14 protein-coding genes are annotated in these 13,192 nt (G+C 67.9%); 4 read left to right on the top strand and 10 right to left on the bottom strand.

Translation table 11 applies throughout. From position 1 onward, the window contains the following. Positions 1 to 86 precede the first annotated feature (86 nt). The 4 genes from ABFG95_RS04100 (at position 87) to ABFG95_RS04085 (ending at position 3,277) form a co-directional block, all read left to right on the top strand. On the top strand, positions 87 to 1,691 hold the full coding sequence (locus tag ABFG95_RS04100) for a lytic murein transglycosylase (protein WP_059271594.1): 1,605 nt from the start codon (positions 87 to 89) through the stop codon (positions 1,689 to 1,691). Further along, positions 1,688 to 2,323 (top strand): class I SAM-dependent methyltransferase, encoded by a 636-nt coding sequence (locus ABFG95_RS04095; protein WP_059271593.1) that lies wholly within the window; start codon positions 1,688 to 1,690, stop codon positions 2,321 to 2,323. Before ABFG95_RS04100 ends, ABFG95_RS04095 begins: the two co-directional genes overlap by 4 nt. A gap of 175 nt (positions 2,324 to 2,498) precedes the next feature. Continuing rightward, on the top strand, positions 2,499 to 3,074 hold the full coding sequence (locus tag ABFG95_RS04090; RefSeq protein WP_348995479.1) for a GNAT family N-acetyltransferase: 576 nt from the start codon (positions 2,499 to 2,501) through the stop codon (positions 3,072 to 3,074). Continuing rightward, positions 3,071 to 3,277 (top strand): oxidoreductase-like domain-containing protein, encoded by a 207-nt coding sequence (locus ABFG95_RS04085; RefSeq protein WP_053514712.1) that lies wholly within the window; start codon positions 3,071 to 3,073, stop codon positions 3,275 to 3,277. Before ABFG95_RS04090 ends, ABFG95_RS04085 begins: the two co-directional genes overlap by 4 nt. A 46-nt stretch (positions 3,278 to 3,323) precedes the next feature. Here the strand turns inward: ABFG95_RS04085 and ABFG95_RS04080 are convergent, their stop codons facing one another. The 10 genes from ABFG95_RS04080 to ABFG95_RS04035 all read right to left on the bottom strand — a co-directional run bounded on the left by ABFG95_RS04080 (position 3,324) and on the right by ABFG95_RS04035 (position 13,131). After that, the gene (locus ABFG95_RS04080) at positions 3,324 to 3,626 is read right to left on the bottom strand and encodes a type II toxin-antitoxin system mRNA interferase toxin, RelE/StbE family (RefSeq protein ID WP_063570310.1); all 303 of its coding nucleotides are present in this window, start codon (positions 3,624 to 3,626) and stop codon (positions 3,324 to 3,326) included. Next, the gene (locus ABFG95_RS04075; RefSeq protein WP_068952646.1) at positions 3,623 to 3,910 is read right to left on the bottom strand and encodes a hypothetical protein; all 288 of its coding nucleotides are present in this window, start codon (positions 3,908 to 3,910) and stop codon (positions 3,623 to 3,625) included. Before ABFG95_RS04075 ends, ABFG95_RS04080 begins: the two co-directional genes overlap by 4 nt. Positions 3,911 to 4,175: 265 nt before the next feature. Further along, entirely contained in the window at positions 4,176 to 4,613 is a 438-nt protein-coding gene (locus ABFG95_RS04070) for an acetyltransferase (protein ID WP_054415951.1), read from the bottom strand. Between the two features lie 12 nt (positions 4,614 to 4,625). Continuing rightward, a complete protein-coding gene (locus ABFG95_RS04065; protein ID WP_348995478.1) occupies positions 4,626 to 6,365 on the bottom strand; it encodes a peptidase M14 in 1,740 nt (579 codons plus the stop codon). Positions 6,366 to 6,422: 57 nt separating this feature from the next. Further along, complete coding sequence (locus ABFG95_RS04060; RefSeq protein WP_054415949.1) at positions 6,423 to 7,289, bottom strand: ABC transporter permease; 867 nt, start codon at positions 7,287 to 7,289, stop codon at positions 6,423 to 6,425. A gap of 5 nt (positions 7,290 to 7,294) precedes the next feature. Further along, positions 7,295 to 8,218: an ABC transporter permease gene (locus ABFG95_RS04055; RefSeq protein WP_348995477.1), complete on the bottom strand. Its 924-nt coding sequence runs from the start codon at positions 8,216 to 8,218 to the stop codon at positions 7,295 to 7,297. Positions 8,219 to 8,405: 187 nt separating this feature from the next. Further along, the gene (locus ABFG95_RS04050) at positions 8,406 to 9,938 is read right to left on the bottom strand and encodes an ABC transporter substrate-binding protein (protein WP_348995476.1); all 1,533 of its coding nucleotides are present in this window, start codon (positions 9,936 to 9,938) and stop codon (positions 8,406 to 8,408) included. A 54-nt stretch (positions 9,939 to 9,992) separates the two neighbouring features. Beyond that, complete coding sequence (locus ABFG95_RS04045) at positions 9,993 to 11,846, bottom strand: dipeptide ABC transporter ATP-binding protein (protein WP_348995475.1); 1,854 nt, start codon at positions 11,844 to 11,846, stop codon at positions 9,993 to 9,995. Between the two features lie 9 nt (positions 11,847 to 11,855). After that, positions 11,856 to 12,368, bottom strand: a complete 513-nt coding sequence (locus tag ABFG95_RS04040; RefSeq protein WP_054415947.1) for a winged helix DNA-binding protein — start codon at positions 12,366 to 12,368, stop codon at positions 11,856 to 11,858. Positions 12,369 to 12,642: 274 nt separating this feature from the next. Then, a complete protein-coding gene (locus tag ABFG95_RS04035; RefSeq protein WP_336725818.1) occupies positions 12,643 to 13,131 on the bottom strand; it encodes an Lrp/AsnC family transcriptional regulator in 489 nt (162 codons plus the stop codon). Positions 13,132 to 13,192 lie beyond the last annotated feature (61 nt).

Here is a 13,192-nt window from a genome sequence, read left to right as displayed (position 1 = left end):
CGCCCGTATCCACGCGTGCTTTCCGGTTCGATTTCGGCGCCCGCTCGCGGTACGATCCGGGCTGACTTCGATTTTTCAGGATTACCATGCGACAGAATGCGCTTCGCACCCGAATCGATCCCCTGGCGCGCGCCGTCCTGGCCGCCACGCTGAGCGTCGCCGCCTTGGGCGCCGCCCAGGCCCAGTCGCCTTCTTCGGCCACCGGTACGCGCAGTCCGGGGGCCCAGCCTTCCCCGTCCGGACCGGTGCTGACGCCCAAGCGCAGCTTCGACGATCCGGCCACGCCGGCCGCGGCCCCTGCCGCCGCGCCCGCGGCGGCGCCGGACGATTCGGCGGCCGCCCCGCCGACGAACGTGCGCGTGCCCGACGCCGCGCCCGCCACCGCGGCGCCTGCCCCCGCCCCGGCCGCCACGCCCGCGGCGGCGCCGGCCCATGCGCCTGCCTCGCCGGCCGCGACCCCCGCGCCCGCCGCAACCGCCGCACCGGCCGCCACCGCCACCCCCGCCGCGCCCACGGTCATCATCCCGACCGAACTCGACACCAAGGCGTGTATCGCCAAGCTGCGCAAGGGCGCCACCGCCAACGGCCTGACCCTGGCCGACTGGGACAAGTACACCGCCAAGGCCAAGCTGCTGCCCACCACCGTGGCGTCCGCCCAGGGCCAGCCCGAGGGCCGCGAAACCTGGTGGGACTACATCGCCAAGACGGTTGACGACGAGCGCGTGGCCGATGGCCGCGCGGTGCTCGCCAAGTACGGCAAGCAGCTGGGCGACATCAGCCAGCAGTACCAGGTGGACCCCGCCACGCTGGTCGCCATCTTCGGCATCGAGACCAACTACGGCCGCCAGGTCGGCAAGACCGACGTGCTCAATGCCTGGCTGACGCGCGCCTGCACCGAGAACAAGACGCTCTGGGAAAAGAACGCCTACGCCTCCGTGCGCCTGCTGCGCGACGGCGTGGTGCCGGCCGACAACTTTGTCGGCTCCTGGAGCGGCGCCTTCGGCATGACGCAGTTCATTCCCACCTCGTTCTACGAGCTGGCGGCCGACGGCGATGGCGATGGCAAGATCGATCTGTACAACTCGCTGCCCGACGCCCTGGCCTCGACCGCCAATCACCTGCGCAAGCGCCGCGCCAAGTGGACCCACGGCCTGCCGGCGGTGGTGGAGGTGCGCGTGCCGGCCGACGTGGCCGCCGCCATTCCGCCCGCGCCCGACGCCGAATACGTCGGCTCGCAGGACCGCCGCAGCATCGCGCAGTGGGCCCAGGCGGGCCTCAAGCAGGGCGACGGCTCCGCGCTCAAGCTGGCCGGCGGCAACGACCAGCAGGCCTACCTGTTCGCGCCCACTGGCGCCAAGGGACCGGTGTTCCTGGCCACCGTCAATTTCGATGCGATCCTGCACTACAACCAGTCGCGCCGCTACGGGCTGGCGGTGGCGTTGCTGCTGAACCGCCTGCAGGGCGGCCCGGCGCTGGCCACGGCCTGGCCGACGGATGACCCCGGCCTGTCGCGCGCGCAGATCAAGGAAGTGCAGGAGATGCTCAACGCCCGCGGCTATGACGTCGGCACCGCCGATGGCATTCCCGGCGCCAAGACCCGCGACGCGGTGCGCGCCGAACAGGAAAAGCGCAACCTGCCGCAGGATGGCCGCGTCGGCAAGCGCATCTACGACGCGCTCAAGGCCAAATGAGCGCCGCCGATTCCGCGCAAACCGTCGACGGCAGCGGGGCCGTGGTCTCGGGCACCCAGGGCTACGGCGAAAACGCCGCGGCCCTGGCCGAGCAGTACGAGAGCATCGCTTTCGCGGATGTGCATCGCGACGTGGCGCACCTGATCCCGGCGACGCCGTCGCGCATCGCCGACATCGGCGCCGGTTCGGGCCGCGACGCCGCCGCGCTGGCCCGCATGGGCCACCAGGTGGTGGCGGCCGAGCCCACGCCCGAGCTGCGGCGCGAGGGCCAGCGGCGCCACGCGCTGCCCAACCTGGAATGGGTCGATGACGCCTTGCCCGAACTTGCAGGCCTGCAAGGGCGCGAGTTCGACGTGATCATGCTGACCGCCGTCTGGATGCACCTGGACGCGGACGAGCGTGCCCGTGGCATGGCGGCGCTGGCGGCCTTGCTGGCGCCCGGCGGCCAGATCCTGATGTCGCTGCGCCACGGTCCGGTGCCGCCCGGCCGCCGCATGTTCGACGTGTCGGCCGAGGAGACCATCGCGCTGGCGGCCGGGCATGGCCTGTCGGCGCATCACCTCGTCAGGCGCGAAGACATGCTGGACCGCGCCGACGTGCACTGGAGCTTCCTGGGCCTGAAGCGCGGTTAGCGGGAAAGGCCTGCCCAGGCCGCCGCGCCGACGCGACCGGCACCCGCCGCGATTGCCGCGCTTTGCGCCGCGTACCGCGACGCCAGCGGTGTGTCCACGGAGCGAAAGTGCGATGGCATGCAGGGACGGGCATGGATATGATGCAAGGCACCGTGTGTGTCCATGCTTCGAGATCATGCCGTCCGCCTTGCTGCCCGAATCCTTCGTCACCCGGCGCCTGCGCGCCGAGCGCATGTCGTCGACCCATCTGCCCTTCATCACCGCGATGCACGCCGACGCCGCCCTGATGGCAACCATGGGCGGCACCCGCGACGCCACGGCCAGCCGGCGCTACGTCGAGCACAACATGCTGCATTGGGCCGAACATGGCTACGGCATGTACGTGCTGAGCGAGCGCGACAGCGGCGCGCTGGCCGGCCGAGCCGGCCTCAAGCTGGCGCTGTCGGGCAAGATCGAGCGGGTCGAGATCGCCTATGCGTTCATGCCCACCTGTTGGGGCCGGGGCCACGCCTCGGAAATCACCCGCGCCTTGCTGGCGCTGGGATTCGAACGCCTGCCGGTGGACGCGCTGAGCGCCGTGGCGATACAGGCCAACGCCGCGTCGCTGCGCGTCATGGAGAAATGCGGGATGCGCTGGATCGAGACCACCGGCGAAGGCGAGGCGCGCAAGCTGCGCTACGAGATCCGACGCCAGCAATGGCGGGCCCTGGCGGACGAAGCGGCGCCGATCGGCGCTAACATGCGGTCATGAGTCCCGCGAATACCCCCGATACCCCGAACACCACTCCGCCCGCCGACGACGATCCGCCGCCCGTGCCGCCCGAGGCCCCCGCGCCCGAGGAATGCTGCAACAGCGGCTGTATCCCCTGCGTCTACGACACCTACAACGAAGCCATGGACGAATACCGCGCCGCGCTCAAGGCGTGGCGGGCTCGGCATGGCGAGGCGGGGTAGGGGGCGCGGAACCGCCAGTTGGTCCGGCCTTGCCGTACCGCGGGATTCAACGGTTGCCCGGCGATGGATCCGGCGTTGGCCACTGCCGGGCCGCATGCAGCACGCGCAGCATGCGCACCAGATCGTTCTTCACGTCGTAGATCAATAGATAGTTCGGGTGCGCCACCAGCTCCCGGGTGCCAGCGACACGGCCCGGACGACCCAGGCCGGGATGATCGATCAGGCGTCCCGCCTGCTGTTCAAGCAGCTCATCAAGCATCAGCGCCGCAACGGGGTTATCGGCCTCGATGAAATCGTAAATCGCTTCCCGGTCCCGGATCGCTTCGGGCGTCCAGCGCAATGCCCTCACTTGGATGTTTCAAGCCGGCGACGGGTCGCGGCGCGACGGGCCGCGAATTTGGTTTCGACCTCGGCGGCCGGCGCCAGGCGGCCGGCGTTGGCGGAATCCAGGCCCGCTTGCACCTCGCGGCGGAACCAGGCGTCATGCTGGGCCGCTTCCTGTTGTTGCTGCACGTACTCCCGCATGAAGTCACGCAGAAGCTGCGCGCCGGTGCGGTCTCGGGCCTTGGCGGCCATGGCGAACTCGTTTTTCAAGGCCTCATCCACTCGAAAGGTAAAGGTAGCGTCGCTCATGGTGCGGTTCTCATGTGTTACACGATAAGTGCAGCGTAGCACACCGCACCCATGGCGCATGTGTAGAGCATTCTCCACTCCTGCGGGAAAGGCAATCAGGTAAGCCGTCAGTCGAGTGATATATCCAGCACGCTCATCGGACCGGTGTCCGTGCGGCCTTACCCGCGTCGGAGCCCTCTCGCCGGCTGGTAAGGATGGTCGTGGCCCAGGGCCGGCGCAGGACGTTCCTGGTGCCGCCCCAGGGGCGTTGACCCTGACGTCCGCCTCAGCCCGCCAGCTTCATATGAATGATCGGCCGCGGCCGCCCCGCGGCATCGGTTTCCGAACGGCCCACGTCTTCAAAGCCATAGTGCTTGTAGAACCCATGCGCCTGCGGATTCTGTTCGTTGACGTCGACCCGCAGGCTGCCGTGCAGCGACAGCGCGAAATTCAGCAGGCGCCGCCCGGCGCCCTTGCCGCGCTTGTTGGCGTCGACGAACAGCATTTCGACCTTGTTGCCGTTCAGGCCCATGAAGCCGGCGACCTCGCCGGCATCGTCCTCGCAGACCCAGACCCGCACCGACGGCAGGTAGGTGTTGAGCACCTGCGGGTACATGGCCTGGATTTCCTTTTCGGACAGGAACGTATGGGTGGCGCGCACCGAACGGAGCCAGATGTCCACCAGGGCGAGGTCGTCGCCGTGGTTGCGTTCTCGGATGTTCATGTCGGGCGCTTGCTAATGTCCGGAGCGGTGGATGTCGGTCGCCGCCAGGACGGTTTCCATTTGCACAGTATGCGCGAAAACGAAGCGGTCCCCGTACACGGTTTCATCCGGAAACTCGGAGATCAGCGCCATCGGCAGCGCTTCCCGGTCGGTCTCCGTGACCTGCACGGGGATGCCGTTCAGCACATCGAATCCGGTTTCGAGCGCGTGCGCGTGGAATAGTTCAAGCTGGCGCGCATTGAATTCGACCAGGCCGGGCACGTTGCGGGCCAGCCGCGCCGTCACGCCCTCGATCAGGCGGCGGGCGCGCTCGCGCCAGCCGGGGTGGTGGCGCAGCACCAGGAAGAAGCCCTTGGGGATGGTCCACAGCTCGAAATTGCGCGGCAGGTAGCCCGACAGGGGACGGGTCCACTCGTGGGCCGGGTAGCCGTGCAGGTTGATGTGCAGTTGCGCGCCGCTGATGGCGTGCGCCTGGTGGCGGCCCTCGCGTTCGAAGAACGGCGCGTGTTCGCGGTAGGCGATGTCGTCGCCCAGCGCGCTGTAGCGCGAGGCGTGCAGCATGTGGCGCGGATGCTGTTCGCGCAGGCGGTTAAAGAGCGCGTAGCCGTCCGGATTTTCGGCGGCGATCAGCGCGAAGTGGGCGTCGCCGCGCGCCTTGAGCGCCTGCGCGGCGCGCAGCGCGCCGACCACGCCGGAGGTCTCGTTGGCATGCTGCGCGCCCGAAATGAAGACCGCCGGGCCGGGGCCGCGCAGATAGGTGCCCAGCACCGGGCGGCCCTGGCGCGATATCGCCTGGAAGCTGTCGCCGCCGAGCGCGGCCATGCAGCTGGCGATCTGCCCGGCCGCCAGCGGCTGGCGCAGCTCGGCCAGCGGCGCGTCCAGCGCCACGGGCGCCACCGGCGCCGGCGGCGCGAAGGGTTCCAGCGTCACCAGCACGCGCGCCGCGCCGTCGTGGCGGCGGATGTCGGGAATGATCTGGCCGGGCTGCAGGCCGCGGTCGCCGGAGGGACGGCCGGAGTGGTGCTGGAAGTGTTCCAGCAGCGTGAAGTACAGGTCTTCGTGCAGCGCCTCGAAGGTGCTGACGATTTCCTCGTCGACCGGCAGCGCGAAGTCCATGCCGGGCAGGTCGACGCGGATCTCCAGCCGGTCGAAGTACGGCTCGTGCGCGCCCCAGGGATGGTTGCGCACCGTGTCGACGATGCTGCGGAAGGCCTGCTGGTATTCGGTGGCCTGGGCCGCGTCGGTCTGCACGGCGCCCTCGGCGTCGCGCACGCGCAGCCAGCCGGTGGGCGACAGTTCGGGCGTGCCGTCCTGCGCCTGGCCAAGCTGGTTGGGCGCGAACACGCGATCTTCACGGCGTCGGCCGTCGGCATAGACGAGGGTGACGTCGTAGTGCAGGTCGGACGCGCCGGGCTTCATCGTCACGCGCACGCCTTGCAGCAGCGCCACCAGCGGATAGGCTTCGAGCGTGAAGCGCTTGGGCAGCGCATGCTCATGCCGCGGGTAGCGCAGGTCGACCGCCACCAGGCCGTCGCGTTCGACTTCTTCCAGGAAGTAGTGCAGCAGCGGCTTGTAGGCGCTGCGAAAGCGCGCCGTCACGCCGGCCTGCGCCAGCCGCGCCTCGGCCTCGCGGCGCGCGTCGACGCCTTCGAACAGCCAGCCTTCCACCGCCGCGCCACGCCACGCCGGGGCCTTGTAGGCATGGATCCAGGCGTCCAGCGTGCGGTCGAATGTCTTTTCCAGCAATGCCATCGTCAGTAGTCCTCAATTGCCTGCCGGAGCAGGCCGCCCCAGGGCGGGGGCATACATTTACACCTTGCCGGTGGGGTCCAGGCGATCGCGCAGCCAGTCGCCCAGCAGGTTCAGGCCCAGCACGGTCAGCATGATCGCCAGGCCGGGGAACACGCTCACCCACCACGCCGTCTGCATGTAGGTGCGGCCATCGGCCAGCATACCGCCCCAGCTCGGGATCATGGGATCCACGCCCAGGCCCAGGAAGGTCAGGCTGCTTTCCAGCAGGATGTTGTTGGCGACGTTCAGCGTCATCAGGATCACCAGCGGGCCCAGCAGGTTGGGCACGATGTGATGGCGGATCATGGCCAGGTCGCGCACGCCGAAGGCGCGCGCCGCCAGCACGAACTCGCGTTCGCGCAGCGCCAGCACCTGGGCCCGCACCAGGCGCGCGTACTGCACCCACTGCGAGATGATCATGAAGAAGATCACGTTGAACAGGCCGCCGCCGAGGATGGCGATGAAGGTGATGGCCACCAGGATGAACGGCAGCGCCAGCTGCACGTCGGCGAAGCGCATCACGATCATGTCCCAGAAGCCGCGGTAGTAGCCGGCGATCAGGCCCATGATGATGCCGAGCAGGGCGCCGCCCAGCACGGACGCGAAGCCCACCAGCAGCGAGATCTTGCCGCCGACGATGACGCGCGCCAGCACGTCGCGGCCCAGCGGGTCGGTGCCGAACAGGTGGGCCGCGCTGTTGAAGGGCGCCATCAGGCGGGCGGTCAGGTCCATGGACTCGCCGCCATCGGGAAACAGCCAGCCCGAGGCCAGCACCAGCACGATCATGACGCCGGTCAGCGCGGCGCCCAGCACGAATTCCAGCGAGCGGTAGCGGCTGCGCGGCTTGATTGCCTTGGGGGCGGCGGGGGAAGTAGTGGTCTGCATGGGGCTCACCGCGTGCGGATACGGGGATCGACGATGCCGTAGGCGATGTCGACGATCAGGTTGACCAGGACGATGACGGCGGCCAGCACGGTGACCGTGCCTTGCAGCACCGGGTAGTCGCGGCCGGAGATGGCGTCGAACGCCAGCGTGCCCAGCCCGGGCCAGTTGAACACCATCTCGATGACGACGATGCCGCCGATCAGGCCGCCGAACTGCAGGCCCAGGTAGGTGATGAGGGGAATGGCGCAATTGCGCAGCGCGTGCTTGTACAGCACGATGCGCTCCTTCAGGCCCTTGCTGCGCGCCACCATGATGTACTGGGCCGACAGCGTCTCCAGCATGGTGGTGCGCACCAGGCGGATGTTGGTGGCCGACAGGATGATGGCCATGGTCAGCGACGGCAGCACCAGGCTGGCCGGACCGCTCCAGCCCGACGGCGGCAGCAGCGGGAAGGTGATCGACAGCAGCAGCACCAGCATCAGCGCCAGCCAGAAGTTGGGGAACGACAGCCCCACCAGCGACAGGATGCGGATCGCCTGGTCGGTGGGCTTGCCGCGCTTGATGGCGGCCTGGATGCCCAGCGGCAGCGAAATCAGGATCGAGGCGATCAGCGAGGTGAACGCCAGCATCAGCGTGGCCGGCAGCGCGTCGCCGACCAGCTTGGCGACCGAGGTGCCGCCCATGAAGCTGCGGCCGAAGTCGCCGTGCAGCAGGCCCTGCATGTAGCTCAGGTATTGCTCGTGGAACGGCCGGTTCAGGCCCAGCGCCTGGCGGATGTTGGCCAGGTCCTGCTCGGTGACGCTGCCCGAGCCCTGGCTGAGCATCAGCGCGGGGTCGCCGGTCAGGCGCACGGCGTAGGAGACGAGCAGCGTCACGGCCACGATCACGAAGACCGCCTGCAACACGCGTTTAATCAGAAATCCGGTCATGAGGCTCCGCCAGGGCTTTCGCCCCGGCGAATCAGTAGGGTTAATGCGTCAAATACTTCAAGTGCCACACAGACATCACGATGCCCAATCGAGCACCGCCCCCTGGCGGGATGCCGGGGAGCCGGCTTTGCCGGTCCCCTGGCATGCCCCCTCGAGGGGGAAGCGCGCAGCGCTTCGGGGGTGGGCTCTATTCGACGGTCGTATCGACGAACCGGAAGCGGATGTCGCCCGGCACTTCCAGGTTCTTCACGCGCTTGTTCACGCCGACGATGGTGTTCAGGCTGTACAGCGGCAGTTCCAGCGCCTGGTCGGCCACGTAGCCGGCGATCTCCTGCAGCATGGCTTCGCGCTTCTTCACGTCATAGACGGTGCGCTGCGCTTCCAGCATGGCGTTCAGCTTGGGATCGTTGTCGTACGGATTCCACTTCTGGCCCGAGTGGTACATCAGGTAGGCCGTGTTGTCGTAGTCGTAGGTCCAGCCGCCCCACTGGTTCTGCCACATCTCGCCGGTCTTGCCGCCGGGGATGATGTCGTTGAGCAGCACGCCGGTCTCATACGGCTTGATGGTGGCGCGCACGCCCACCGCCTGCAGATAGCCCGACACCGCCTGGGCCACTTCGCGGAAGTTCGAATCGCTGCCGCGCACGTCGATCTGCACCGTCGCGCCCGGCTTGATGCCGGCGCCGGCCAGCAGCTTCTTGGCTTCGGCGGGGTTGAAGGGCAGCGGCTTTTGCTCGGGGTTGTAGCCGAACGACTGCGGACCCTGGAAGCTGGCGATGGTCTTGGCCTGGCCCAGCAGCAACTGCTTGACGATGGTGTCGCGGTCCACCGCCATGATCAGCGCGCGGCGCACGTCGCGGTTCTGGGTGATGCCGTTCTTGGTGTTGTAGCGCAGCGCGAAGGCGACCGGGCCGCCGGTCGAGATGACGTCGGCGTTGCCGGACTTCTTGACCGTCTCGATCAGGCCCAGCGGGATCAGCGTGGCGATGTCCACGCGCCCGGCCTGCAGTTCGGCGACCTGGGTGCCGGGCTCGCTGATGAAGCGGTACACCACCTTGTCCAGCTTGGGCTTGCCGCCCCAGTAGTCGTCATTGCGCGCCAGGGTCACGTTGACCTTGGGCTGGTAGCTCTCGAACTTGAACGGACCGGTGCCGACCGGGTGGGTGTTGAAGTTCTCCTCGCCCTTTTCCTGGATGTACTTGGGCGGCACGATCATGGCGCCGTAGCCGGCCAGCTTGGTCAGCAGCACCGGATCGGGTTGCTTGAGGATGAAGTCGACGGTGTACTCGTCCACCACCTTGACCTCGCCGATCGAGTCGTAGTTCGACTTCTGCGGGCCCTTGGCGCCTTCCGCGCCCAGCAGGCGCTCGAACGTGAACTTGACGGCCTCGGCGTTGAACGGCTCGCCGTTGTGGAACTTGACGCCCTGGCGCAGCGTGAAGCGCAGGCGCTTGTTGTCGTCCAGGTATTCCCACTTGGTGGCCAGGCCCGCTTGCAGCTTCAGGTCGGCGCCGCGCATGGTCAGCCCGTCGTACAGGTTGCTGCCGACCGAACCCCAGAAGGTCACGAAGGTGTCGATCGGATCCCAGCTGCCCGGATCCTGGTTGATGGCGACGTTGAGCGTGCCGGCCGCGTGCGCGGTCGACAGGACCGCGGGCAGCGCGCCGCCCAGCGCCAGGGCCAGGGCGGTGGCGGTGAAGGTTTTGCGTAGGGAGAGCATGTTCAACTCCAGGGACGGGAAATCGGCCGGGCCGACGTGTAGAAAACGAAAGGTTCAGGCGGCGCGGGCCACGCGGTGGCCGGGCGCGAATTCAACCAGGGGAATGATCGCCGGCTCGTCGCCCACGCGCCGCACCGGGCTGGGAATTTCGCCCTCGATCAGCGAGGTGTCGATGTGGCGGCCGGGCTCGGCCACCGGCACGGCGGCCAGCAGCTTGCGGGTGTAGGCGTGTTGCGGCGATTCGAAGATCTGGCGGCGCGTGCCCAGCTCGACGATCTGGCCGAGGTACAGCACCGCCACGCGGTGGCTGACCTTCTCCACCACCGCCATGTCGTGGGTGATGAACAGGTACGACAGGCCGCGGTCTTTCTGCAGATCCATCAGCAGGTTCAGGATCTGCGCCTGGATCGACACGTCCAGCGCCGACACCGATTCGTCGGCGATGATCAGCTTGGGGTCGCTGGCCAGGGCGCGCGCGATGCAGACGCGCTGGCGCTGGCCGCCCGAGAACTCGTGCGGATAGCGGCGCGCGTGCTCGGGTTTCAGGCCCACCTGTTCCAGCAGCTCGCCGACGCGGCGCGCGATGGCGGCCTCGTCGGTCAGCAGGCGGTGGGTGCGGATCGGCTCGGCGATGCTGAAGGCCACGGTCTTGCGCGGGTCCAGCGAGGCATACGGATCCTGGAAGATGTACTGGATTTCCTGGCGCAGGCGCTGGCGGCCGGCGGCGTCCATCGAGAAGATGTCCTGGCCGTTGTAGCGCACCGCGCCCGAGGTCGGCGCCACCAGCTGCTGCAGGGTCTTGCCGATGGTCGACTTGCCGCTGCCCGATTCGCCCACCAGCGCCAGCGTCTCGCCGGGGTAGACGTCGAAGCTCACTTCCTCGACAGCGTGCACGCGGTGGGTGACGCGGCCGAACAGATTGTGGCCGACGTCAAAGCGCGTGGTCAGCTTCTCGACGCGCAGCACCGGCTCGTCGTAGCGCGCCGTGTCCTGCTCGCGGGTCTCGCCGACTTCGCGCAGCGTGTCGCCTTCCAGCACCGTCTGCGGCGTGCGCAGCGGCAGGTCGCGGCCGGTCAGGCTGCCCAGGCGCGGCACGGCGGCCAGCAGGGCGCGGGTATAGGGATGCCTGGGCGCGCGGAAGATCTCTTCCACCGGGCCCTGCTCGACCTTCCTGCCGCGCAGCATCACCACCACGTCATCGGCCATCTCGGCCACCACGCCCATGTCGTGGGTGATGAAGATCACGGCCGTGCCCAGGTCGCGCTGCAGTTCGCGGATGGTGTTCAGGATCTGCGCCTGGATGGTCACGTCCAGCGCGGTGGTCGGTTCGTCGGCGATCAGCAGGCGGGGCTGGCACGACAGCGCCATCGCGATCATCACGCGCTGGCGCATGCCGCCCGACAACTGGTGCGGGTAGCGGTCCAGCAGCTGTTCGGCGTCCGGCAGGCGCACCTTCTCCAGCAGCGCGCGCGCCGCCTTGCGGGCGGCCGAGCGCGACAACTGCTGGTGCAGCATGATGGCCTCGATGATCTGGTCGCCGATGGTGAACACCGGGTTCAGCGAGGTCATCGGCTCCTGGAAGATCATGGCGATGTCGTTGCCGCGGATCGCGCGCATCTGTTCGTCGGACGCGGCGGTCAGGTCGACCTCGCGGTCGTCGCTGTCGCGGAACAGGATCTCGCCCGTGGCGATGCGGCCGTTGTTGTAGTCCGTCAGCCGCATGATGGCCATGGACGTCACCGACTTGCCCGAGCCGGACTCGCCGACGATGGCCAGCGTCTTGCCCGGCCGCACGTCGAAGTCCAGGTTCTCGACGGCGCGGAACACGCCGTTTTCGGTATTGAAGTCCACCGAGACGCCGCGCACGGAGAGCAGCGGCTGGGCGGAGGAGGCGGGAAGGCTAGACAACGTGGATTCTCACAGCGAGGTGGCGGCGCGGGCGGCCTGGTCGTACAGGCCCGACAGGGCGCGCAGGGTGTTGGCCAGCTGGTGGCTGGCATCGTCCGCGGCGGGGGAGTCGATGAAGGGTTTCACCAGGCATTGCTCGCGCACTTCGGCGTAGCGCTGGATCGCGGCGGCGCCGGCATCGGTGGTGGTGTAGATCACTTCCTTGCCGGTCTTGGCGCTTTGCACCACGCCCAGCCGCTCCAGCTTCTTGAGCGAATAGTTCACCAGGTGGGTGTCTTCGACATTGAGCGTGAAGCAGATGTCCGCCAGTTTCTTGCCACGGCCGCGATGGAACACGTGGTTCAGCACCAGGATGTCCAGCGAGGTCAGCTCGGGCAGCCCGGCACAGGCCATGCAGCGGACCATCCAGCGATTGAAGGCGTGCGAGGCGATGATCAGGCCGAACTCCACCTCGGACAGCTCCGGGGCGGACGAGGCGAGATGGGAGGAGGAAACAATGGCGTCCCGGACGGAAACAGGCATGGGAGGCAGATGGGGACGGATCGACAATAAAACGTTGGCGAATTATTGACGATTTGTGGATATGCAGGCATCCGGGATAACCCGTGGATATAAGTCGCCCCCGGGGTTCATGACCGCAAGTTATTCCCGCGCCGGCGTCGCGCCGGGATCGTCGGGACGCCGAGGCCGCCGTGCAATCCGGCTTCCCCCTCGCGCGCCATGCCGCGTCACGCGCCGTGCGGGTTGCCCAGCGCGAGCGGATGCGCGCCGCCGTGCGATGGCGCGCGGACCCTCGCTATGCCGTGCCCGCCGGTTCCTGCAACAGCCCCAGGTCGGGCGGGCGGTTCTCGATGATGGCTTCCATGCTGAAAAAGCCCGTCACGGTGGACAGTTCGAAGTCGGTGATGAGCTTTTGGTAGAAGCGGTCGTACCCGGCGATGCCGCGGCAGACCACCTGGATCAGGTAGTCCCAGTCGCCGCCGATGCGGTAGAAACCGGTCACTTCGGGCAGGCGTTCCACGTGCTTGCGAAAGCCGTCGGCCCATTCCTTGGCGTGATGGCTGGTGCGGATCATGACGAACACCGTCAGGTCCAGCCCGAGTTCGGCCAGGTTCACCTCGGCGCGGGTGCCGCGGATGATGCCGCAGGCGTTCAGCCGCTGCAGTCGGCGCCAGCAGGCGTTCTGCGAGAGGCCGACCCGGTCGGCCAGCTCGCGCTGCGACAGCGAGCCCTCGCGTTGCAGGCAGGAAATAATATTCAGATCAAACTTGTCAATTTTTTCCATGAATTCGATCAAATGATCTGTTTTCAGCGATTTTAAGGAAAATTTAGGTGAGGTTTCAAAA

It is taken from the genome of Achromobacter sp. HNDS-1 (genome assembly GCF_040084795.1).
In the GTDB taxonomy this organism is placed as follows: Bacteria; Pseudomonadota; Gammaproteobacteria; order Burkholderiales; family Burkholderiaceae_B; genus Achromobacter; species Achromobacter ruhlandii.
This window is presented reverse-complemented; position numbering and strand designations above follow the sequence as displayed.